Genomic DNA, 23,820 nt, shown 5'->3' with positions numbered 1-23,820 from the left:
TCTTCGAGACCATCGACATGGATGTTCGCCAGTTCGCCTTCCTTGCAGGCCAGCCTTCTGCGGCCGTGAAAAACCGTGAGTCGTTTCTGGGCATGCCCAAGCGCGGGCTGGCGTTCCTGCTGGCGAACGTCATGTTCTGGCAACCGATGTGGGCGCAGGCCGACGGCATCGTAGTGGCCAACCCCAACACCTCGCTGGATCGCGCCGGCAATGGCGTGCCGATCATCAACATCGCCACGCCTAACGGCAGCGGCCTTTCGCATAACCAGTTCCACGATTACAACGTCGGCGCGCAGGGCGTCATCCTCAACAACGGCTCGGCGCAAACCTCGAACACCCAGTTGGCCGGGCACATCATTGGCAACCCGAACCTGAAAAACAGCGGTTCGGCGCAAGCCATTCTCAACGAAGTCATCAGCGGCAACCCGAGCCAGTTGCGCGGTTACACCGAAGTGGCGGGGCAGTCGGCGCGAGTGATCGTGGCCAACCCGTATGGCATCACTTGCAACGGTTGCGGCTTCATCAACGCGCCGCGCGTGACGCTGACCACCGGCAAACCGGTGCTGGATGGTGCGGGCCGGCTGGATCGTTTTCAGGTTGATCAGGGTTCTGTGGCCATCGAAGGCGCCGGCCTTAACGCGACCAACGTCGATCGCTTCGAAATCATCACCCGTAGCGCCAAAATCAACGCTGAACTCCAGGCGCAGAACCTGACGATTGTTGCCGGGCGCAACGACGTCAATGCGCAGACCTTGAATGCCACCGCCCGTGCCGAAGATGGCAGCGCCAAGCCACAACTGGCAATCGATTCCTCGGCACTCGGCGGGATGTACGCCGGGGCGATCAAACTGGTCGGCACCGAGGCCGGAGTCGGGGTGAAGCTCGACGGCAAACTGATCGCCAGTGGTGGCGATATTCAGCTCGATGCCAACGGGCAGTTGAGTCTGGCCGATACCTCGGCGACCGGTGCGGTCAACGTCAAGGCGGCCAGCCTCGATGCGCAAGGTCCGGTGTACGCTGGCACGGCATTGAGCGTGCAAACCCAGGGCAATCTGACCAACCGCCATACCCTCGCGGCCCGCGACAGTATTACCCTGAGTGCCGGTGGGCAATTGACCAACGGCGGCGTTATCGAAGCCGGGGTCAACACCGACGGCGGGCGCAACGGCAACGGTGATCTGAACCTGAGTGCGCAGAGTCTCGACAACACTGGCAAGAGCCTGGTGGCCAGCCGCAGTCTCACCGTCAGCACCGCGCAAACCCTGAGCAACCAGGGCGGTACGTTGAGCGGTCAAAGCACCACGATCAGCACCGGCACACTGGACAACCGCAATGCGGGACGCGTGCTCGGCAATGCGACGCTGAACGTCACCGCCAATCAGCTATTCAACACTCAAGGGGTGATCCATAGCTCGGGCAATCTGACCGGTAGTTTCGGTCAGCTGGACAACAGCAACGGCGAGTTTTCCAGCAGCGGCGTCACCCGGCTCAACGCGGCAACGGTGAACAACCGCAGCGGTCAGATCCTCGGCGATCTGGGGCTGAATATCGACCTCAGCGGCGCGCTGGACAACCGTGATGGCGTGCTCGGCTCCGGCCAGTTGGTGAGTCTGCAGGCGGCCAGCCTGGATAACCGCGATGGCGGTGTGCTCGTCAGCGACGGTAGCCTGACCGTGCGTCTGCGCGGCGCACTCGACAACCGCAACAAAGGCGAGATCACCGCCAAGGGCGCCATCGATGCGCAAGCCGGCAGCCTCGACAACCGCGACGGCAAAGTCATCGGCAAAACCACGCTGGCACTGCGCAGCGATAGCGCGGATAACCGTGCCGGCGTGATCCAGGCCGATCAGCAACTGACGCTCAACGTCGACCGCCTGGACAACCGCGACAAGGGCCAGATCACCGGCAAGGCCGCTATCACTTACACCGGTACACGTCTGGACAACAGCGGCGGACTCATCAGTGCGGTCGGTCCGGTCAGCCTCAACGCGGGCGAAGTGCAAAACGCCGCAGGCCGAATTTCCAGCCAGAACGATCTGACAGCGACCATCGGCCTGTTGCAACAACAGGGCGGTGCGCTGGTCGCTCAGGGCAATCTGAGCCTGACCGGCAAGACGCTCGACAACCGCAATGGCGGTCTGGTCGGCACCACAAAAGCGCTGACCCTGACTGTCGACGACATCGACAACCGCAACGGCGAAATCTCCAGCAGTCTGCTGCTCAACATCAAGGGTCAGCGCCTGGACAACAGCGACAGCGGCAAGCTGCTGGCCAGCACCGAACTGGGCCTCGCCGTGGCGAAACTGATCAACCTGAATCAAGGCCTGATCAGCGCCAAGGGCGCAACCACGCTGACCGGCAGCAGCCTGGATAACAGCGGCGGTCGCTTCCACAGTCTCAACAGTCTGGTGATTACCCTCGACGATGCCTTGATCAACGCACAGGGTACTATCAGCAGCGAGGGCACGCTGACGGCCAATGTCAGCCGGATCGACAACAGCGCCGGTAGCCTGAGCACAGCCGGCGTATTGTCGGTAACCAGTCGTGGCGCGGTGCTCAATCGGGCGGGTTCGATCAGCACCGACAGCTCATTGACCCTGACCAGCGCCAGCCTCGATAACAGCCAGAAAGGTTTGATCAGCGCCAAAGGCGCCAGTCATGTCGATACCGGTGACTTCGATAACAGCCTGGGCGGCAAACTCACCAGTGAAGCCTCTCTGACGCTCAAGGCCGCTCAGGTCAACAACGCCACTGGCCGGATTGCCAGCCAGCAAGCGTTGAACGTATCGGTCACCGGGCTGGATCAGCAGGGCGGCGAACTGTTCAGCAAATCCGACCTGAGCCTTGATTTGAACCATGGGCAACTGAACAACCAGAACGGACTGATCAACGCGCCCGGCACCCTGCTGCTGAAAAACCTCAATGGCGTGAACAACCAGAGCGGCGAGATCTCCAGCCAGCAAGCATTCACCCTCGCCGCCAATGACCTGGACAACAGCAACGGCAAGCTGATCAGCCAGCAAGGGCTGACGCTGCGCATTGCTCAAGCGCTGAATAACCTCAAAGGCGTAATTTCGGCGGCGGCACTCGACAGCCATTCCGTGAGCCTCGACAACCAGGATGGCTTGATCAGCAGTCGTGGCCCCCTGGTGCTGACCACCGACAAGACCTTGAACAACCAGTCCGGCACTCTCATCGCCGACGGTGAACTGACGCTGACCGCCGATACGCTGGTCAACCAGCAGGGCAGCATTGCCGGCAAGTCCGATGCCAGTATTCAGGTCAAAACCCTGAACAACCAGAACGGTAAACTGATCGCCACCGGTGTGCTCAAACTGACTGCCGAAACCTTCGACAACCGCCAGAGTGGCTTGCTCGGTTCGACCAAGGCCATGACCCTGACGGTCGATGAGCTGGACAACCGTGGCGGTGAAATCACCACCAACAGCGATCTGCTGCTGACCGGTAAAAAACTCGATAACAGCGATGGCGGCAAGATCTTCACCAGCCAGGCACTGACGCTCACGGTCGATCAGTTGCTCAACCGCAACAAGGGCCTGATCGACACGGGCACGCTGCTGAAGCTGCAAGGTCGTACGCTGGACAACAGCGGCGGTGAATTGCTCAGCCAGCAGGACACACTGCTGAACCTCAGCGGCGACTTCACCAACCACCTCGGTAAAGTCAGCAGCGAAGGCGCGCTGACCGTCAATTCAGCGCAACTGAGCAACACTGGCGGCAGCCTGTCCAGCGCTGCAGATCTCACTCTCGACAGCACTGGCAAAGTCGATAACCAGGGCGGACGGATCGTCACCGATGGCGCCCTCGTGCTGAAAAGTACCGGCCTGGATAACCGGCAGAAGGGCACTCTCAGCGGCAAAGGCGCGGTCACGGTCACGACCGGTGATTTCGACAACAGCAGCGGTTCGCTGAGCAGCGCCGACACGCTCGATCTCGTCGCCGGCCAGGTCACCAACACCGATGCCGGCAGTATCGGCAGCCAGGGCGCACTCACCGCGTCGGTGACAGGCTTCGATCAACAGGGCGGCAAGCTGCTCAGCAACACGCGCCTGAGCCTGGACCTGAACCACGGCCAGTTGAACAACATCAACGGCGTGATCAGCGCGCCCGGCACTCTGCTGCTCAAGCAACTCAACGGCGTCAACAACCAGGGCGGCACGATCTCCAGCACTGAAGCGTTCACCTTGACCGCGCAAAGCCTGGACAACAGCAACGGCAAACTCCTGAGCAATCAGGGGCTGACCCTGCGCATTGCCAACGCGCTGGACAACGTCAAGGGCCTGATCGGCGCGGCGTCGATCGATGTCCGGGCGGGCAGCCTGAACAACAGCAACGGCGGTCTGGTCAGCCGTGGCGATCTTGAACTCACGGTCGATGGCCTGCTGCGCAACGATGCCAGCGGCCTGATCAGTGCCGCGCAGGCGCTGAACATCAGCAGCGCCGGTCTGAATAACCAAAGCGGCACGCTACTGGGTGTCAGCGCGGTCACGCTCAATGCGATGGCGCTGAACAACCGTGACAGTGGTTTGATCAACAGCAAGGGCAATCTGAAGCTGACCGCGACCAGTCTCGACTCCAGCAATGGCGGTGAAGTCTCCGCTGCGGGTGACATCGATCTGACCCTGACTTCGTTGACCCAGAACGGCGGCCGCCTGTTGGGCGACCAAGCCGTCACGCTGGACCTGGCCAACGGTGACCTCGATAACCAGAACGGCCTGCTCACCGCCAAAGGCCCGCTGACCCTCAAGCGTCTACGCGACCTGAACAACCAGCGCGGTGAGATCTCCAGCAAACTGGGTTTCGACGTCATCGCTCGTGCCGTGAATAACAACGCCGGCAAGTTGATCAGCGGCGAAAAACTCTTGCTGCGTGGCACCTCGATCACCAACCAGAAAGGCTTGCTGTCCGGCTGGCAAGAGCTGAGCGTCAGCGGCGACAGCCTCGACAACCGCGACAGCGGCACACTCTCCAGCAAGCTCGGCGATGTCGCGGTCGAGCTCAAGGACGCTTTGCTCAACAGTGGCGCCGGTGCGCTGGTCGCCGAGGGCAGCCTGACGGTCAAGGCCGGCAGCCTCGATAACAGCAACAAAGGCATTCTGAGCAGCGGAGTAGGGCAGGTCCTCACGCTGAACGGGGCGCTGACCAACGTCGGCGGCGCGATCAATGCGCAGCAGGCGATCACCGCCACGGTTTCGCGACTGGACAACAGTGGCGGCCAGATCGCCAGCAACAACGCGATCACCCTCAACCTCAGCGGCGACCTCAACAACAACGGTGGCCGACTGGCTGGCGCAGGCCCCGTGCTGATCAAGGGCGTGACTGATCTGAGCAACCAGAACGGTCAACTCGCCAGCAAGAAAAACCTGGAGCTGTCGACCGGCTCGCTGGACAACAGCAACAAGGGCACCATCGCCGCCAATGATCTGCTGCAAATCACCGCCAGCGGCGCAGTGCGCAACAACGCTGACGGCTTGATCTACAGCCAGAACGCCGCCCTGCAACTGAAGGCGGCGAGCCTGAGCAACGGCAAAGGCGCGCTGCAAAGTGAAACCGGCCTGACCCTCGATGTCAGCGGCGATCTCGACAACCAGAGCGGCAAAGTCATCGCGCAAAACGGTGATGTGAGCGTCAACGCTGCCAACATCGATAACCGCGGCGGCATCCTGTCCAGCATCAAAGGCGCACTCGAAGCGCGGACGGTGGGTGTGCTGCGCAATGGCTACGACCTCAACAACAACCGTCAGGGCGGCATCATTCAGGCACAGGGTCTGAAGCTGTCGGCGCTGGCCGGGCTGGACAACAACGGCGGGCGAATCTCCGCGCAAGCGACAGACGCGAACATCACCACGGCCGGATTCGATAACCGCAACGGTGTGCTTTATGCCAAAGGTCTGGTGAGCGTCAGCGGCACCAATCTGGACAACGGTGCCGGGCAGATTGCCGGTGAGCGCATCGACTTCGGCCTCAGCGGCGCACTGAGCAACGTTGCGGGTGTCATTGAAAGCAACACGCAACTCGCCGTCAGGGCGGCCAGCGTCAACAACCAGAATGGTCGTCTGCGTTCGCTGGGCAACTGGGGCAAGACCGATTTGCAGATCGGTGGCCAACTCGACAACCGTAACGGCGTGCTGGAAACCGCCAACACCGACATGACTGTCAACGTCGGAAACTTCCTCAATGACGGCGGTCAGCTCAACCACGTCGGCCGCGGCAAGTTCGAAATCGCCACGGCCAATGTGATCGGTGCGGGTGGCAGCATCACCACCGGTGGGTTGCTGGAACTCAATGCTGATACCTGGAACAACAGCAGTGTCATCCAGGCTGGACGTTTGAACGTCAATGTTCGGCAGTTCAGCCAGACTGCCAGTGGCAAGTTGCTGGCCTCGGATCTTTTGCAGGTGCGTGGCGGCAACTGGACCAACGACGGCTTGATCGCCAGTGATGGCCTGATCGATATGCAGTTGACTGGCGGCTACAGCGGCAATGGCCGGCTGTCGAGTCAGCGCGGCACTTACCTCTCTGCAGCACAGATGAACATCGGCGCGGGCGGCAGTTTTGCCGCGGGTGCGACCTCGACCATCAGTGTGGGTGGGGCACTCATCAACGCCGGGCGCATCACTTCCAGTGAAGACCTGACCGTCAATGCCGGTAGTTTGACCAACTACGGCACCCTGGGTGCGGCGCAGAACCTGAACATCAACACGCCTTCGTTGCTCAATGATCGCGGGCTGATTTTCAGCGGCAACGACATGACGCTCAGTGTGGGCAATCTGACCAACCAGCACGGTGATTTCTACGGGTTGGGGAATGTGACCATCAAGGGTTACGGCGGCGCCGCGCGGGCTGCTGGGGTCTACAACATCTCCGGTTCGATGGAGAGCGGTGGTGGGTTCGCGATCAACGCCGATGTTTTCGAGAACCGTACGGAAGGTCCGGTGATGTCGGGCGATCGCAAGCTGATATCAGGATTTATCGCTGGTAGCTGTGGTGACTGCGTCGGGGACAACTACAGCATATTCATCGCTTCTCGCGAGACCTACCAAAGTACTGACAGCGATACCAGCGCGTCTGCCGTGCTTAATGTTGGTAAGGATTTCGTGTTCCAGGGCGGCACATTCCTAAACAGCAAAAGCTCCGTGGCGGCCGGTGGCAACATCAATATCACCGCTGACAATCTGAAGAACATTGGTGCAAAAACCGGCACTATCGAAGTCACGAGCTATTACTCGTTTGGTCTGACCGATGGGGGCACGGATCGGTTTTTCTCCGGCGTTGTGATGCCTTACAACCAGCGAAACAACCCTGACTTTCCAAATGTTTACTACCTTGATCCGCAAGGCAATGTTCGCAAAGCCAATGCTGAGTCTGCTGAATTCAGCCAAGGGGGAGAGCTCGGTCAGACGTTTTTATGGGCCGCACTCTACGACACTGTAACCGGCGAAGACGTGAGCCAGCGCAAATATGGCGCAGGATTGTCCGGATTGGATTACGGTTTCGAGAAAACAAAACATTCGCTGTATGACCCGAACAATCTGGTTGCGCTGCCGAGCCAACTAACTCAGCGCACACCGGACAAAGTTATTGAAGTTGCGGTCGATAGCACCGGAGCCGTCAGTACAAACACCGGTCGCAACGCCGTGATACAGGCGGGTGGCAACGTTTCGATCACTGCGTCCAAGGAACTGGAAAACAGCGTTATCCATCAGGATTACGGTTCGGCGGGAGGCACCAACAAAGTTGGCAGCACCAACGTCGGCAACACCGGCACTACCGTTATTCGTATCAACAGCCAACTGCCGCCGGACCTCGCCCAACAGCAGGTCAACCCGTTGTCCCTGCCCGGCTTCTCCCTGCCAACCGGGGATAACGGTCTGTTCCGCCTGAGCGGGCAGGGCGCCACGGATACCGCGCCAGTCGCCACGACCGGCCCGGCGCCGACCTGGACCGTGGGCGGGCAAACCGTCGCCACGGAAGCTCACGTCGTGGCTGGCAGCAGCGGCGGCCCGCGTAATCTTTTTATTGATGCACCGCCCGCAGTCTCCGACAGCACACGTGCAGTGGATACGTTCCACCGCACCCCGAGCGTCGTTCAGGCCGTCGCCAGTACGGTCGACGTCAACGTGCCGGTGAACGCCGCCGGCCCGGGCATGAAAGACCGCGGCAACGACGCCAAGGAGTCGATCGACACCCGTCCGGTGACCCGCGTCACCGGTCTGCCGGACACCAAGGCGCCGTCCAACGCGCACAAATACCTGATCGAAACCAACCCGGTGCTGACCGACCTCAAGTCGTTCATGAGCTCCGACTACCTGCTGGAAAAACTCGGCTACGACCCCGACCAGAGCGCCAAGCGTCTCGGCGACGGCCTCTACGAGCAACGCCTGATCCAGCAAGCCGTCACCGCCCGCACCGGCCAGGCGTTCATCGACGGCCAGACCTCCAACGAGGGCATGTTCAAGTACCTGATGAACAACGCCATCGCCAGCAAGGACGCCCTCAACCTGTCGGTAGGCGTCGGCCTCACCTCGCAGCAAGTTGCCGCGCTGACCCACGACATCGTCTGGCTCGAAGAGCACGAAGTGAACGGCGAAAAAGTGCTGGTGCCGGTGGTTTATCTGGCGCAGGCCAATGGTCGTCTGGGTCCTACCGGGGCGCTGATTGCCGGTAATGATGTGACGCTGATTGCCGGTGAAAACCTGGATAACGTCGGGACTTTGAAGGCGACGAATAATCTGTCGGCGACGGCGGGTAATAATTTGATAAATAGTGGACTTATTCAGGCTGGGAATCGTCTGGATCTGTTGGCGACCAACGACATTATCAATAAGTCCGGGGGCATCATCACCGGGCGTGAAGTGTCGCTGAACACACTCAATGGGGATGTAATCAACGAGCGCAGCATTACTTCATCCGACAGCAGCACGCGTTTCGGTACTCAGCATCACGATTTCGCCGATACCGCTGCACGTATCGAAGCCACCAATGACCTGAGCATCATGTCCGGCCGCGACATAAATATTTCCGGTGGTGTGCTGCAAAGCGGTCGAGACATGGATCTCGATGCCGAGCGCGATCTCAATATCGCAGCGACACAAGTCACTAACAGCGTATTTCACGACAGCAAACACAACAACAGTGACGTCACTCAACTGGGTGCGAACGTCAATGCGGGGCGCGATTTCACTGCTCAGGCCGGTCGCGACCTGGCAGTGATCGCCAGCCAGATTGATGCTAAGCGCGATGTCTCGATGAGCGCTGCCGAAAACTTGATCATCAGTTCTGCGGCGGACGAACAGCACTCTTTGTCCAAGAGCAAGAAACTTACCGTTCAGGAAGATCATGTCAGCCAGGTCATGTCGGGGGTGACGGCAGGCGGCAGTGTGGCGCTTAGTTCTGGCGAAGATCTGACCGTTGTCTCCAGCCGGGTCACGGCGGGCGACGAGGCGTATCTGGTAGCGGGTAACAACCTAAATATTCTCGCGGCCCAGGACACTGATTACTCGCTGTACGACAAGAAGAAAAAGGGCTCTTTCGGCTCCAGTAAGACCAAGCGTGATGAGGTGACCAAGGTCGACAACATTGGCAGTGTGATCACCTCGGGTGGTGACATGGTACTGGTGAGTGATGGCGATCAACATTATCAGGCCGCCAAACTGGACAGTGGCAATGATCTGACCATCACCAGTGGCGGCTCCGTTACTTTCGAAGGCGTCAAGGATCTGCATCAGGAGAGTCACGAGAAGAGCAGTTCAAGCTCGGTCTGGAGTTCTGCGAAGGGTCGAGGGAATACCGACGAAACAATGCGTCAGACCGAACTCACAGCCAATGGCAATCTGGTAATCAATGCTATTGACGGCTTGAATATCGACCTGCGCGACATCAACCAAAAGTCGGTCAGTCAAACGATCGACGCCATGGTCAAAGCAGACCCGGGGCTTGCCTGGTTGAAAGACGCTGAGAAACGCGGTGATGTTGATTGGCGCATGGTCAAGGAAACCCACGAATCGTTCAAATACAGCAACTCCGGAATGGGGCCGGCAGCGATGCTGGCGGTGGTCATCATTGTTTCTGTGCTGACAGCAGGAACCGGAACAGCCGCGACGATAGGGGCTACTGCAGGTCAAGCGGCTTCGTCCGCGGCAATCGCTGCGGGTGCTTCCGCATCTACGGCTGCTACCATTGCCGCGGCTGCATCTGCGGCAGCCACGGCGGCGTTTTCTGCAGCGGTAGGGCAGGCTGCTACCAGTGCAATCAACAACAAGGGCAACTTGGGCGATACCTTCAAGGATGTGATCTCTTCGGAGAGTTTCAAAAGTTACGTTTTTGCTGCAATCACGGCAGGTATTGCCTCGAAGTTCGGATACAACCCCACAGATCTGAACTTCGATCTGGACAGTGTCCAGAGCGTAGCTATGAAGGCGACGTTTGATGCCTTGGCGAAAACGGCGATCATGGGCGGGAGTCTTCAGGACAACCTGGTTTCTTCAGCACTTGGCTCCGTCGTTGCCATCGGTGGCGCGGTTGCAGCTAATAAGATTGGTGATATCACCGTATTTGACCAAGGCAAAGTCACCAAGGTTGTGATGCATGCCGCGCTGGGCGGTTTGATGGCCGAAGCGATGGGTGGCGATTTCCGCACCGGTGCGATTGCAGCGGGGGCGAATGAGGCGCTGGTTGATTTTCTGGCCGACAAACTGTTGCCGGTAGGTGTTGACAAGAACAGTGCGGTTTATCAGCAAGGGATAAACAAGTTACTGGCAGCCTCGCAGTTGGTTGGAGTACTGACGGCTGCAATTACAGGTGGGGATGCGTCCACTGCTGCTGCTGTGACAGCCAATGCAACCCAGTACAACAATCTTGACCATCCGTCCGCCGAACGATTGCTCAAAGAGCTTGAGGGATGTCGATCAACTGCTGGTTGTAGTGCGCAAACGATCCGCGACATCATCACGAAGTATGAGGATCTGTCCGCCCAACGTTCGATGGCAATCAATGATTGCAAAAGTCGGGCATGTGTTGAAGAAATCCAGAGCAGTGCCGTGTCGCTGGATACTCCGGTCGCCAAGGATCTGCTGAATTTTCTTCGCCGGAACGTTGCTTACGATATGCCGGGTTTGCTTACGGGTAATCCTGGTTCGATAGCTGTACCATCGCAAGGCGTCGATGGTTGGGGGGCCTTGTTTACATCTGACAAACAGATGGCCTTTGCAAAAAACTTGGCAGAGGGCTGGTTGACACCAAGCGAAATGGCGCTGGCAGACCAGTGGGCAAAAGATACTAGTTGGTTGGATCAACAGGCAGGTCAGCCGTTAACGTTGCATGAGCGGGCGACGTTGATGACTGAGTTGCAAATGGCTGCAGGGATCCTGCTTATCGGAAGAAGTCCTGCTTCTGCAACTGCTGTGGAGTTCGTGCCGAAATGGACACGAAATAGCTCAGGCCAAATCGATGCTTTCACTACTCCTGCCGAGGCGATAAAAATGCTGGAAGCCAATGGCTACGATAAAACATTTTCGAAGGATGGCAGAATTTCAATTCTGACCAAGGGGGATAGAACCTACAGGTTTTACCCAGAGTCAACATCGACGAAAGAGCCTTCCGCGTCATTGGATATAGCAGGAATCAAAAAAACGATTGTCAAAATCCGATTCAAGGGTAAGTAAATGGGCCTGTCAAAGACCGATTTAAATGAGGCGAGTCGGATAGCGAAAATACTATCGAATCGTCTTGAACTGAAAAAAGATCTGCCCGCGATGGTTTTTCGCGGTGCCGGGCTTGAGTATTACTTTTTTGAAAGGCCGCTGCTGAGCTCCATTGACGTCTTGCACAAATTGGTCCGCTTGAGCTATGAAACTTTTTCAACGAAAGTTTTTGTCCTGTTTGGCGAGCCACAAAACGGCGCCTACTATGTATTAGATGGTCAGAGCCTTGAGGAAGATATTGAAAATTTAAGTGCTGGATTTCTAGATTTTTTCAAAGGAACCGTCGATTACCCAATGGTTATCGGTAATCTGGATTGTGATTGGTTGGCATTTGAAAGTGCGTGCGAAGAATATGGCGTATTGGCTTTAAATTCGGGTGGCAGTCATCTGGAGTTCTCTGAGTTCCTTCGCGAAAACTTGATAAGTTCCGAAGAGTTTCGAAGCCTGAAAGGTAATTATGAGATTCTGGATAAAATCATCGATGCCTTTCATGAGTATTTTCAGGAGTGAAATGCATGAGGTAAATGGGGACAGACCACGTTTAGAAAGCACTCCGAAAATGTGGTCTGTCCCCGTTAACCTTGTGGTCTGTCCCCTTTTTACCCGGGACAGACCACGTTTAGATAAAGGGGCACGGGCCACAGCTTTGAAATTTATTTAAGAAACGTGGTCTGTCCCCGTTTTCTCACGCCAAAACAAATTATTTGGAATGTGGTGGATAAAGTTGCGACAGGGGAACTGACTAATGTCCAAGATATTTCAAAAGCATTAAGAGGGCTGGATTAATGTCTTTCTATGAGCTTTCTGAAAAGTATGCAGCCCGTTTCGGTTCGCCAAGTATGAATAGCGTCGGGCTAGAGGAGTTTATTCAAATACTAGAGTTGGTGGCGATGAAAAATAAGGGTTTTTTCATCTTTAAGGTGGATGGTGAAAGAGAGAGTAATGTTTATACTTTTGTTTTAAATATGTCGACAAGTAATAATGTTGTAATAAGGAAAGATACAGATAGCGTGCGGGAAGGTATGGAGTATTTTTTCTCTGAGCTTGAGCGGCTCGGCATATATCCATAACTTGATGTTTAGACATTTTGCCTAGCCTCGATTGCATAACCTATATTGATGTTTGCTGTAAAAGTGATTTGAATTGCACCGGCCTCGCGCCGGTGTTGTTCTATCTACTTAGGGCAATAGGTAATGCAATAAAGGTAAATGGGGACAGTCCACGTTTAGAAAGCACTCCGAAAATGTGGTCTGTCCCCGTTAACCCTCAAAAATTCAATTGAATGTATTGACAGTGGAAAATTGAATATGCGAGTCGATAGTATGTTTAGTCAGGCTAGAGCTATGGTTGCAGGGAACTATAGCTACGCGATTGATGAGCTTGGTTTTCGTCCGGAACAAGCGTTTGCGTATACTCAAGATGAATTGGAGCGTCTTATGCGAAAGGATGCTCCTGGCGCTAACGCTGTTCTTCAGACTGCTATTTATTTGGAAGGCATTCGTCGTGGACTAAGGCTGTCAAGGGAAAGTCAATACGCGATTGATATGTTGGAGGTTTTGGCAGATACGTACGAAAAGTGCAGCGTTGAGAGTCTTATAGAGATCGGCGTTGATGATAAAGAATTAGAGATCATCCAGTCTGATATGGACACTGTTAGGAAAGTGTTTTTGTGATTGAAATTATTAGGCCGGGTTTCAATTGTTTCTATGAAGGTGGACCTGTGATAAATGGGGACAGACCCTGAGGGATCCCCACAAATCTACTCAATTTGGCGGTGGAATATCCCAGAAGATTATTTGCATGCTGAACTGAAAAGCCCCGAACTACTCGGGGCTTTTTTTATTTGGGGCGGGCAGTCAGCAATGACTTAACGAAACGCCGGCACCACATCCCTGATAAACAACTCCAACGACCTCTTCTTCTCCGCATGCGGCAAGCTGTTGTCACACCAGAAACTGAACTCATCCACCCCCAGTTGCTGGTAATACTTGATCCGCGGAATAATCTCTTCCGGCGTACCAATCATCGCCGTCTTGTGCAGGCTCTCCAGTTCAAACTCCGGACGCCCGGCGAACTTCTCTTCCGGGCTCGGAGCGAGGAATCCGTTGACTGGGATTTCCTTGTTGCCAAACCACGCATCGAAGGTGCGGTAGAACCGTGAGATTGCTTTGGCGCCGACTTTCCAGCCGTCCGGTTCGTCAGCCGAGTGCACGTGGGTGTGGCGCAGCACCATCAGTTGCGGGCGCGGCACATCCGGGTTGTTATCCAGCGCAGTCTGGAATTTGTTCTTCAGGTCAACGACTTCTTCGTCACCTTTCATCAATGGCGTGACCATCACGTTGCAGCCGTTGGCCACGGCGAAGTTGTGCGAGTCGGGGTCGCGGGCGGCGATCCACATCGGTGGGTTGGGCTTCTGAATCGGCTTCGGCACGCTGGTCGAGGTCGGGAATTTCCAGATGTCGCCGTCGTGGGCGTAGTCGCCTTGCCACAGGGCGCGGACTACCGGGACCATTTCGCGCAGGGCTTGGCCGCCGCTGGAGGCGGGCATGCCGCCGGCCATGCGATCGAATTCAACCTGATAGGCGCCACGCGCCAGGCCGACTTCCATGCGTCCGTTGCTGATGACGTCGAGCAGCGCGCATTCACCAGCGACCCGCAGCGGGTGCCAGAACGGCGCGATGATGGTGCCGGCTCCGAGGTGAATGGTGGTGGTTTTGGCGGCGAGGTAGGCCAGCAGCGGCATCGGGCTTGGCGAGATGGTGTATTCCATCGCGTGGTGTTCGCCGATCCACACGGTGCTGAAACCGCCGGCCTCGGCCATCAGGGTCAGTTCGGTCAGGTCTTCGAACAGTTGACGGTGGCTGACGCTTTCGTCCCAGCGTTCCATGTGGATGAACAGGGAAAATTTCATGACGCTTCCTCGGATCTTTTATTGTTGAGGCTACAAAACTGTGTGGGAGGGGGCTTGCTCCCGAAAGCACTGGATCAATCGACATCTCTGGTGGCTGACACATCGCCTTCGGGAGCAAGCCCCCTCCCACAGTGAATTTGTGTGGGGCTGAAATTTTGCTCAGGCCAGAACGGGCAGGGCGCCCATCTTGCCGTGGCAATACACCAGCGGCCCGGCGTGCTGCTCCGGGACGATCAGATTCTTTACCGCGCCGACCATGATCGCGTGGTCACCGCCTTCGTATTCGCGCCACAACTCACACTCGATGATAGCCGTCGCATTGGCCAGGATCGGGTTGCCCAGCTCGCTCAATGTCCACTCGATGCCCTGCGCCTTGTCCTTGCCTTTGCGGGCGAAGGCGTAGGCTTCGCTTTGCTGGCCGCCGGACAGGACGTGGATCGCGAAGCGTTTGTTCTTGATCAGCACAGGGTAGGAGTCGGAGCTGTAGTTGGGGCAGAACAGCACCAGGGCCGGGTCCATCGACAGTGAACTGAAGGCGCTGGCGGTGAGGCCGACGATCTGACCGTCATCCTCCAGCGTGGTGATGACTGTGACGCCGGACGGAAACGAGCCCATGACTTGTTTGTAGATGGCAGCATCGATCATTGGACGGTCCTCGGGTGTTGTGACGCGATTTTTATGTATTTGTTGGTCTGATGGTATACCAGTATTTTTTCTTTGCAAGGGCTTTTAGGCTGAACCGATAAACGTGGTGCTTTCGTCGGAAACTCAGCGTTTATTGGGCTTTCGGCTGGCCTGCAGGCCGCGGTATCAGTGAGGATGGCGTATCAGACGGCGCCGTAAACTACGGATCAGTCTTGTGAAATGTTTGGAATACCATAATATGGTCTGCATCTGAGGGGCGGCCGCAGAGTCCCCCCGGTTTGGCTTCATACAAAGATAAGAACAGACAAACTCGAGTTCATGCATATGTCCCAGATGTCCCGGCAAGATCCGTTGATCGAGAATCACACGGTCGACTACGTCCCACTCGCGGAACGCCACGGGAAGGCCCGCGACCTTTTCACTTTATGGTTCAGCACCAACATCGCGCCACTGCCCATCGTCACCGGCGCCATGGTGGTTCAGGTGTTCCATCTCGACTTGCTCTGGGGGCTGATGGCGATTGCGCTGGGGCACCTGATCGGCGGCGTGGTGATCGCTCTGGCGTCGGCGCAGGGCCCGCGCATGGGCATTCCGCAAATGGTTCAGAGTCGCGGTCAGTTCGGGCGCTACGGCGCATTGTTGATCGTGTTCTTTGCGGCGCTGATCTACATCGGTTTTTTCATTTCCAACATCGTGCTTGCCGGTAAATCGATTGTCGGCATCGCACCGTCAGTGCCGGCATCGCTGAGCATTTTGATCGGCGCACTGGCGGCCACGGCGATTGGCGTGATCGGCTACAACTTCATCCACACGCTGAACCGCATCGGCACCTGGGTGATGGGCGGCGCGCTGCTCGCCGGTTTCATCTACATCTTCGCCCACGACTTGCCGGCAGACTTCCTGACGCGCGGCAGTTTCAACCTGTCGGGCTGGCTGGCGACGGTGTCGCTGGGGATCATCTGGCAGATCAGCTTCTCGCCGTACGTGTCCGATTATTCGCGTTATCTGCCGGCGGATATCGGTATCGCCAAACCGTTCTGGGCCACTTATCTGGGGGCGACGCTGGGGACGATTCTGTCGTTCAGCTTCGGCGCCGTGGCGGTACTGGCAACGCCGGAAGGCACCGAGGCGATGGCCGCGGTCAAGCAGTCCACCGGATGGCTCGGGCCGATTCTGATGGTGCTGTTTCTGCTCAACATCATCAGTCACAACGCGTTGAATCTGTACGGCGCAGTGCTGTCGATCATCACCTCGATCCAGACCTTTGCCAGTCAGTGGACGCCGAGCGTCAAAGTGCGCGTGGTGTTGTCGAGTGTGGTGCTGGCGGGTTGCTGCGTGGTAGCGCTGGGGGCCTCGGCGGATTTCATTTCGCAGTTCATCGGGCTGATTCTGGCGTTGCTGCTGGTGCTGGTGCCGTGGGCGTCGATCAACCTGATCGACTTCTACCTGATCAAGCGCGGCAGCTATGACATCAGCTCGATTTTTCGCGCGGACGGCGGCATTTACGGGCGCTTCAATCTGCACGCGATCATTGCCTATTTCATCGGGATCATTGTGCAACTGCCGTTCGCCAATACGTCGCTGTACGTCGGGCCGTACGCCAATCTGGTCGACGGCGCCGATCTGTCATGGCTGTTCGGCCTGGTGGTGACGGTGCCGTTGTATTACTGCCTCGCCACACGCGGGCAGACGCAGAAGCAACGTGGCGAGGGGATTTATCCCCGATCGGCTGCGAAGCAGTCGTGAAGTCAGCGAGTGCGGCGCCCTTTGAGATGTAAAGGGGGCCGCTTCGCGACCCATCGGGGATAAATCCCCTCACTACAATTGATCTCCTCCCAGACTCCGCATTCCAGCGGACATTCAAATTGGCCATTTCGATCCCCTTTTGGCCCGTCAACCACTGTGCCGCGGCCCCGCGGTCGGCAAGAATCAAAGCCATAACGAAACGCTGAACCTTCCTTGCCCTTGGCTATCTTTGCAGCCGCTGCCGTGTACAGAACATAAAAACCATCGATCTCACGTCGCAATCCGGGGAAACAACCATGGTCACGATGAAACGCATTCTGGGTGCCACCGTGTGTGGGCTGACGCTGCTGGCCAGCGCGGTACACGCCGAGCAGCGCGAGCTGCGGGTCTACAACTGGGCGGATTACGTTCTGCCGTCGGTGCCCAAGGATTTCGCCGCGAAGACCGGCATCAAAGTGACCTGGGACACCTTCGACACCAACGAATCGCTGGAAGCCAAGTTGCTCACCGGCAACTCCGGTTACGACCTGGTAGTACCGTCGAACCAGTTCATCGACACCCAGATCAAGGCCGGGGTGTTCCAGAAACTCGACAAGTCGAAACTGCCGAACTGGAGCCACCAGGATCCGGCGCTGCTCAAACTGCTCGATGCCAACGACCCCGGCAACCAGTACGGCGTGCCTTACATGTACGGCACGGTGCTGATTGGCTTCAACCCGGCCAAGGTCAAGGCAGCGCTCGGCGACAACGCGCCGGTCGACAGCTGGGATCTGGTGTTCAAGCCGGAGAACATGGAGAAGCTCAAATCCTGCGGCGTGGCGATGCTCGACTCGCCGTCGGAAATTTTGCCGCTGGCCCTGCATTATCTCGGCCTCGACCCGAACAGCCAGAACCCGGCCGACTATGAAAAGGCCAAGGACCTGATGCTGAAGATTCGTCCGTACGTGACTTATTTCAACTCGGCCAAGTACATGACCGACATCGCCAATGGCGACATCTGCGTGGCCATCGGTTACTCCGGCAGCTTCTATCAGTTCGGCAACCGTGCGAAAGAGGCGGGTAACGGTGTGGTGGTTGACTGGCGCTTGCCGAAGGAAGGCGCGCCGATCTGGTTTGATACTTTCGCCATTCCGAAAAGCGCGAAGAATGTCGAAGAGGCGCATGAGTTCCTCAACACCTTGCTCGATCCAAAAGTCATTGCGCCGATCAGTGATTTCCTCGGCTACCCGAACGTGAACAAGGACTCGATGCCGCTGGTGAACAAAGACATCACCGGCAACCCGAACCTGACGCCAACGCCTGAGGCCCTGAAAACCCTCTATGTCGTCCAGCCACTACCGCAAAAACTCGAACGCGTACGCACGCGGGTGTGGACCAGCATCAAGTCCGACAAGTAACAACACGGTCCCTGTAGGAGTGGGCCTGCTCACGATGCGTCGTGTCAGCCAACATTGATGCTGGATGTACCGGCGTCTTCGTGAGCAAGCCCACTCCCACCCTGGATCTTGGCTAATCGTAGATCCTTCATCCACCGCCAATCCACTGTAGGAGTGGGCCTGCTCGCGATGCGTCGTGTCAGCCAACATTGATGCTGGATGTGCCGGCCCCTTCGTGAGCAAGCCCACTCCCACCCTGGATCTTGGCTAATCGCAGATCCTTCATCCACCGCCTATCCACTGTAGGAGTGGGCCTGCTCACGATGCGTCGTGTCAGCCAACATTGATGCTGGATGTACCGGCCCCTTCGTGAGCAAGCCCACTCCCACCCTGGATCTTGGCTAATCGCAGATCCTTCATCCACCGCCTATCCACTGTGGGAGTGAGCCTGCTCGCGATGCGTCGTGTCAGCCAACATTGATGCTGGATGTGCCGCCGTCTTCGTGAGCAAGCCCACTCCCACCCTGGTTCTCGGCTAGTCGCAGATCTTTCATTCACCGTCAATCCACTGTAGGAGTGGGCCTGCTCGCGATGCGTCGTGTCAGCCAACATTGATGCTGGATGTGCCGGCGTCTTCGTGAGCAAGCCCACTCCCACCCTGGTTCTCGGCTAGTCGCAGATCTTTCATTCACCGTCAATCCACTGTGGGAGCGGGCTTGCTCGCGAAGGCGTCCGATCAGCTGACATTTTCATTAATGTCACGCCGCCATCGCGAGCAGGCTCACGCCTGCAGATGTTGTGTCATTCGGTGCGTTGGAGGTCTTCCTTGCGAGTGACGATCAGACTCAACACCACCGACCCCAGAATCACCCCGCCCACCACCGCCAGCGACCACTCCACCGGCATGTGAAACCACGGCATCAGCGTCATCTTGCCGCCGATGAACACCAACACAATCGCCAGTCCATACTTGAGCAAATGAAAGCGGTCGGCCATGTCCGCCAGCAGGAAGTACAGCGCGCGCAGGCCCATGATCGCGAAGATGTTCGAGGTGAAGACAATGAACGGGTCGGTGGTGACGGCGAAGATCGCCGGGATGCTGTCGACCGCGAACATCAGGTCGCTGGCCTCGATCAGCACCAGCACGAGGAACATCGGCGTGGCCCAGCGCACGCCGTTCTGCAGCACGAAAAAGCGCTCGCCATGAAAGCCCTGCGTGATCCGCATGTGCCCGCGCACCCAGCGCAGCAGCGGGTTTTTTTCGAGGTCCGGTTGTTGCTCGGCGAACATCAGCATCTTGATCCCGGTAATGATCAGGAACACCCCGAAGGCATACAACAGCCACTCGAACTGCGACACCAGCCACACCCCGGCGAAGATCATCGCCGCGCGCATCACGATCGCCCCGAGTACGCCGTACAGCAGCACCCGGCGCTGCAATTCCGGTGGTACGGCGAAGTAGCTGAAGATCATCACGAAGACGAACATGTTGTCGATCGACAGTGACTGCTCGATCAAATAACCGGTGAGGAATTCCAGCGTCTTGCGTTGGGCAATTTCGGCGCCGAACTCGCCGTTCAAGTACCACCAGAGCAATCCGGCGAAGGCCAAGGCCAGTGCGCACCAGGCGATCACCCAACAGGATGCTTCCCGCACTGAAACGCGGTGTGCCTTGCGTCCGCCGAAGACGAACAGGTCCAGTGCAAGCATGGCGAGGACGAAGACGATAAACGCGCCCCACATCCACGGTTCGCCGATATTGATATTGTCAGTGGGCATGGCAATCTCCCTGTCTTTTATGTCGTTGGAGGCAGACCGGGACATGCTAGCGAGGAGTGAATGCCAAGGAAAAATCGTATATTCCTGAGGCAAAGTTCGATAAAAACGAAGTGTCTGGCGTTTTTTGCGGCAGGCATCTTTGCAATGGCAAGCGGCATTGATGCGTTTATACGAGAGAAATTTCAGTGCGAGTTAATTGGGAAGGCAGAGTTGCCAAACACTGCGGGCAGGCACCTACCCGTTTGGCATTAATATGTCACTGCGACTGACTTTTTATTGTGCAGGTTTGTCAAGAGGACCCGACGCCAGCAGTTCTAATCTGCCTTTTACTTTGTGCGGCGTGCCACCGGACTCTATTTGGAAATCAAACTCTGCGTATATTGATTTGTTTTTGTCGTCTCGCTTAAGTTTGATTTCGCCGTTGTCACTCGAAATGATCCCTCCAGAAGCAATGACGCTGGCACGCACAGGGCTTTCGTCACCTTTCTTAATTGGATATGTGCCACTTTCGAGCTTCTGATCAATGATGATAGTAATCTGGTAAAAAACGTCTGCTTCGTGATATCGGCCGATGATGCTGACTGATCCGGGAACCAAGGATGCATAAATAAACAGCTCCGGCCTGAAACTCGGAATGGGCGGAAAATCAGGATTGAATTCGGCCTTGTAGTATTTGCCAACGGGTTGTTCTTCTACTTCTATGAGTAATGGCTTCAAGTCTTCATCGACGCCATGTTGTTTAAGCAGAATGGCATTGCTCATGTTTGCGTTCCTTCAGTGCTGAACGGTTTCAGGGATTTTCCAAATGGAAAGTCTATCAAGCGAGAACGTTACTCGCCGTCCTGTTCGACCGCTACTGTCAGAACTGTCAGTTGCCAGTTATGGGAGAGTGTGTTGGCAGGGTTGTATTGATGCAGAGATGAGTGACAGGGCAAGGCCGCCGAAAGCGGATTGAGACCCTTTCGAGCCTCAATCCAACCCACCTTGTTACTTGCGGGCAGCCAACGGCGGAGTGCGCGGCGGCACCTGACGCTTCGATCCCGTAGCCTCAAAAGCCGAGGCCAGACGCAACAGACTCGAGTCATCGTAAGCACGACCGGCGAAAGTCAGACCAACCGGCATGCCGATGTCGGCCATGATCCCCATCGGCACAGTGACAGTCGGCACACCGAGATGCCGGATCGCCAGATTGCCGTTGGCGACCCAGACGCCATTGCTCCAGGCGATGTCCGCCGATACCGGATTGATATCGGCATCCGCCGGGCCGACGTCGGCGTTGGTCGGGAACAGCACCGCGTCGAGTTTCAGCGCATCCATCCAGTCTTCCAGATCAAGCTTGCGGGTCTTTTCCAGACCGCGCAGACCGTCCGGCAGGGTCGGGATCTGGTCCCACGGAGTGATCCCGCGTTGGGCCATGCGCACGTATTCGTCCATGCCGGCGGCCAGGTCGCCTTCACGGTTGGGCAGGGTGCCCGGGTCGTGCGGGAAGATTTTTGGCCCGTCGACATCGGCCAGGCGATTGAGCTTCGGATCGCCGTTGGCGCGCAGGAAATCATCGAAGGCCCATGCCGACAGATCCCACAGTTCGTGGTGCAGAAATTCCTTGGAGACGATGCCGCGATTGAACACGGTTGGTGCGCCGGGACGGTCGCCTTCGCAGTTGGAGACCAGCGGGAAATCCACTTCGATGACTTCGGCACCGGCCGCTTCCAGGGCGGCGCGGGCCTGTTTCCACAGGTCGATCACCGAAGGGCGGGTGTTGATGCGCTGCCCGGTCGGGCCGCCGATGCCCGGTGCTTCGCTGGTGCCGGCTTCAGGGTCGGCGTTGATGTACATCTTCGGTACACCGAGGCGTTTACCGGCCAGTGCATCGGACTTTACCGCCAGTTCGGCGTAGGAGGCCGGGCGTACCGAAGCAACGCTCGGGATCGGTACCCACGGCTGCAGGCGCCACAGATCGCCACGGGTATCGGGGTCTTCGGCGACCACCACGTCGAGCACTTCAAGCAGGTCGGCCATGGTCCGGGCGTACGGCACCACCACGTCCATGGTCGGCGTCAGCGGCCAGTTGCCGCGCACCGAGATCACCCCGCGCGACGGCGTATAGGCGCACAAACCGTTGTTCGACGCCGGGCCGCGGCCGCTTGACCAGGTTTCTTCCGCCAGACCGAACGCCGAGAAACTCGCGGCGGTGGCGGTGCCGGCACCGTTGGACGAGCCGGAAGCAAACGGTGCAGTCAGATAAGCAGCGTTATACGGGCTCTCCGCACGACCATAGACGCCACGCTGCATGCCGCCATTGGCCATCGGCGGCATGTTGGTCTTGCCCAGGCAGATCGCCCCGGCGCCGCGCAGGCGTTCGATTGTGAAGGCGTCGCGATGCGCCACCAGATCGGCGAAGGCCGGGCTGCCGGAAGCAGCGGTCAGACCCTTGACCAGATAGCTGTCCTTGGCGGTGTAAGGGATACCATCCAGCGGGCCGAGGATTTCGCCCTTGGCCCGGCGCGCGTCGGACGCCCGGGCTTCGGCCAGTGCTTCGGGATTGCGCACCACCACGGCATTCAGTGCGGTGGCGGTGTTCGGGCCGTCGTAGGCGTCGATCCGGGACAGATAGGCCTGCACCAGTTCAACCGCGGTGGTCTGGCCGGCTTCGAGCGCCGCGCGTAATTGAGCAATGGAGACTTCAGTGACTTCGATCATGCTGTTACCGCCGACAGGTTCGCTAAAGGGGTGGATCATTATGGTTATGGTCGAGACGTGTAGAAAATTGCGTATGGACGAAACTCTACCCTGAACTTTGCCGAATGGCATGTGCTAATTCGATAAATATCGACAAAACTCAGCGAAAAAATTCCCCCGGTGTCTCGCCAAACTGCTGCCGAAAGGCCGCGATGAAGGCCGAGGTCGAGTCATAACCGCAGGCCAGAGCCACGTCGGTGACGCGTTCGCCGCGTTCCAGTGGAGTCAGCGCACCCAACAGACGCAAGCGCTGGCGCCAAGCGCGGAAGGTCAGACCGGTGTCGCGTAAAAACAGCCGGCTGAGGGTTTTCTCGGTGACGCCGAATTTTTCGCTCCAATGGTTCAGGGTGGTCTGCTGTTCCGGATGTTGCTCCAGGCTTTGATAGATCTGCCGCAGACGGCTGTCCTGCGGCAGCGGCAGCATCAGGTCGATCTGCGGCGCTTCGGCCAGTTGATCGAGGATCACCTGAGCCAGGCGGCCATGCGCGCCGGTCTCGTCGTATTCCACCGGAACCAGGCTGAACGCGCGAATCAGCTCGCGCAGCAGGTCGCTGACGCCCAGCACATGACAGCGCTCAAGCGCCCAGCCGGCCACGCTGCAATCGATATACAAACTGCGCATTTCGGTGTGCGGCGAGCTGAACACACGGTGCGGCACGCCCGCCGGAATCCACACTGCGCGCTCCGGTGGCGCGACGAAACGCCCGGCGCTGGTCTGCACTTCGAGCACGCCCTGAATCGCATACGACAACTGCACCCACGGGTGACTGTGACGCCGGGTCAGGGCGCGATTGGGCAGCGATTCGGTGCGCCCGTACAGCGGACGTGGCAGGCTGGGCAGCCCGGGAATGCTGCGCCGGAAGCTTTTCTCATGTCCTTTAGGCGGCATCTGTTGGCTCTT

Annotated in this window: 12 protein-coding genes; 6 read left to right on the top strand and 6 right to left on the bottom strand. The window is 57.6% G+C overall.

Annotation, left to right across the window (positions count from 1 at the left end; all coding sequences use genetic code 11):
* The first annotated feature begins 17 nt into the window (after nucleotides 1-17).
* The 4 genes from ACS4NR_RS09825 (at nucleotide 18) to ACS4NR_RS09810 (ending at nucleotide 13,396) form a co-directional block, all read left to right on the top strand.
* Nucleotides 18-11,684: a two-partner secretion domain-containing protein gene (locus ACS4NR_RS09825; RefSeq protein ID WP_456019888.1), complete on the top strand. Its 11,667-nt coding sequence runs from the start codon at nucleotides 18-20 to the stop codon at nucleotides 11,682-11,684.
* Entirely contained in the window at nucleotides 11,685-12,233 is a 549-nt protein-coding gene (locus tag ACS4NR_RS09820; protein ID WP_456019887.1) for a hypothetical protein, read from the top strand.
* A 275-nt stretch (nucleotides 12,234-12,508) separates the two neighbouring features.
* Entirely contained in the window at nucleotides 12,509-12,793 is a 285-nt protein-coding gene (locus ACS4NR_RS09815) for a hypothetical protein (protein WP_115984953.1), read from the top strand.
* A 237-nt stretch (nucleotides 12,794-13,030) separates the two neighbouring features.
* Nucleotides 13,031-13,396: a hypothetical protein gene (locus ACS4NR_RS09810; RefSeq protein ID WP_247268984.1), complete on the top strand. Its 366-nt coding sequence runs from the start codon at nucleotides 13,031-13,033 to the stop codon at nucleotides 13,394-13,396.
* Between the two features lie 194 nt (nucleotides 13,397-13,590).
* Here the strand turns inward: ACS4NR_RS09810 and ACS4NR_RS09805 are convergent, their stop codons facing one another.
* Both ACS4NR_RS09805 and ACS4NR_RS09800 read right to left on the bottom strand, forming a co-directional pair.
* Nucleotides 13,591-14,634 (bottom strand): LLM class flavin-dependent oxidoreductase, encoded by a 1,044-nt coding sequence (locus ACS4NR_RS09805; protein ID WP_456019885.1) that lies wholly within the window; start codon nucleotides 14,632-14,634, stop codon nucleotides 13,591-13,593.
* Between the two features lie 159 nt (nucleotides 14,635-14,793).
* Complete coding sequence (locus tag ACS4NR_RS09800; protein WP_456019884.1) at nucleotides 14,794-15,279, bottom strand: flavin reductase family protein; 486 nt, start codon at nucleotides 15,277-15,279, stop codon at nucleotides 14,794-14,796.
* Between the two features lie 324 nt (nucleotides 15,280-15,603).
* On the opposite strand from ACS4NR_RS09800, the gene ACS4NR_RS09795 reads away from it, so the two are divergent.
* Both ACS4NR_RS09795 and ACS4NR_RS09790 read left to right on the top strand, forming a co-directional pair.
* Entirely contained in the window at nucleotides 15,604-17,025 is a 1,422-nt protein-coding gene (locus tag ACS4NR_RS09795; RefSeq protein ID WP_456019883.1) for a purine-cytosine permease family protein, read from the top strand.
* A gap of 296 nt (nucleotides 17,026-17,321) precedes the next feature.
* On the top strand, nucleotides 17,322-18,422 hold the full coding sequence (locus tag ACS4NR_RS09790) for a polyamine ABC transporter substrate-binding protein (protein WP_027613051.1): 1,101 nt from the start codon (nucleotides 17,322-17,324) through the stop codon (nucleotides 18,420-18,422).
* A gap of 780 nt (nucleotides 18,423-19,202) precedes the next feature.
* On the opposite strand, the gene ACS4NR_RS09785 is transcribed toward ACS4NR_RS09790, so the two are convergent.
* The 4 genes from ACS4NR_RS09785 to ACS4NR_RS09770 all read right to left on the bottom strand — a co-directional run bounded on the left by ACS4NR_RS09785 (nucleotide 19,203) and on the right by ACS4NR_RS09770 (nucleotide 23,808).
* Nucleotides 19,203-20,180 (bottom strand): TerC family protein, encoded by a 978-nt coding sequence (locus tag ACS4NR_RS09785; RefSeq protein WP_456019882.1) that lies wholly within the window; start codon nucleotides 20,178-20,180, stop codon nucleotides 19,203-19,205.
* 273 nt (nucleotides 20,181-20,453) lie between these two features.
* The gene (locus tag ACS4NR_RS09780) at nucleotides 20,454-20,942 is read right to left on the bottom strand and encodes a hypothetical protein (protein WP_456019880.1); all 489 of its coding nucleotides are present in this window, start codon (nucleotides 20,940-20,942) and stop codon (nucleotides 20,454-20,456) included.
* Nucleotides 20,943-21,167: 225 nt separating this feature from the next.
* Nucleotides 21,168-22,880: an amidase gene (locus tag ACS4NR_RS09775; RefSeq protein ID WP_456019878.1), complete on the bottom strand. Its 1,713-nt coding sequence runs from the start codon at nucleotides 22,878-22,880 to the stop codon at nucleotides 21,168-21,170.
* Nucleotides 22,881-23,019: 139 nt separating this feature from the next.
* Nucleotides 23,020-23,808, bottom strand: coding sequence for an AraC family transcriptional regulator (locus tag ACS4NR_RS09770; RefSeq protein WP_095136410.1), 789 nt, complete (start codon nucleotides 23,806-23,808; stop codon nucleotides 23,020-23,022).
* Nucleotides 23,809-23,820 lie beyond the last annotated feature (12 nt).

It is taken from the genome of Pseudomonas sp. JQ36, assembly GCF_053851495.1.
Note: the sequence above shows the minus strand (reverse complement) of the source record. Positions and strands in the feature narration are given on the sequence as shown.

Excerpts from the sequence above, each read along its gene's own strand:
- ACS4NR_RS09820 (WP_456019887.1), top strand. The coding sequence starts at position 11,685 with ATGGGCCTGTCAAAGACCGATTTAAATGAGGCGAGTCGGATAGCGAAA.
- ACS4NR_RS09805 (WP_456019885.1), bottom strand. The coding sequence starts at position 14,634 with ATGAAATTTTCCCTGTTCATCCACATGGAACGCTGGGACGAAAGCGTC.
- ACS4NR_RS09775 (WP_456019878.1), bottom strand. The coding sequence starts at position 22,880 with ATGATCGAAGTCACTGAAGTCTCCATTGCTCAATTACGCGCGGCGCTC.
- ACS4NR_RS09815 (WP_115984953.1), top strand. The coding sequence starts at position 12,509 with ATGTCTTTCTATGAGCTTTCTGAAAAGTATGCAGCCCGTTTCGGTTCG.
- ACS4NR_RS09780 (WP_456019880.1), bottom strand. The coding sequence starts at position 20,942 with ATGAGCAATGCCATTCTGCTTAAACAACATGGCGTCGATGAAGACTTG.
- ACS4NR_RS09770 (WP_095136410.1), bottom strand. The coding sequence starts at position 23,808 with ATGCCGCCTAAAGGACATGAGAAAAGCTTCCGGCGCAGCATTCCCGGG.
- ACS4NR_RS09790 (WP_027613051.1), top strand. The coding sequence starts at position 17,322 with ATGGTCACGATGAAACGCATTCTGGGTGCCACCGTGTGTGGGCTGACG.
- ACS4NR_RS09785 (WP_456019882.1), bottom strand. The coding sequence starts at position 20,180 with ATGCCCACTGACAATATCAATATCGGCGAACCGTGGATGTGGGGCGCG.
- ACS4NR_RS09800 (WP_456019884.1), bottom strand. The coding sequence starts at position 15,279 with ATGATCGATGCTGCCATCTACAAACAAGTCATGGGCTCGTTTCCGTCC.
- ACS4NR_RS09810 (WP_247268984.1), top strand. The coding sequence starts at position 13,031 with ATGCGAGTCGATAGTATGTTTAGTCAGGCTAGAGCTATGGTTGCAGGG.
- ACS4NR_RS09825 (WP_456019888.1), top strand. The coding sequence starts at position 18 with ATGGATGTTCGCCAGTTCGCCTTCCTTGCAGGCCAGCCTTCTGCGGCC.
- ACS4NR_RS09795 (WP_456019883.1), top strand. The coding sequence starts at position 15,604 with ATGTCCCAGATGTCCCGGCAAGATCCGTTGATCGAGAATCACACGGTC.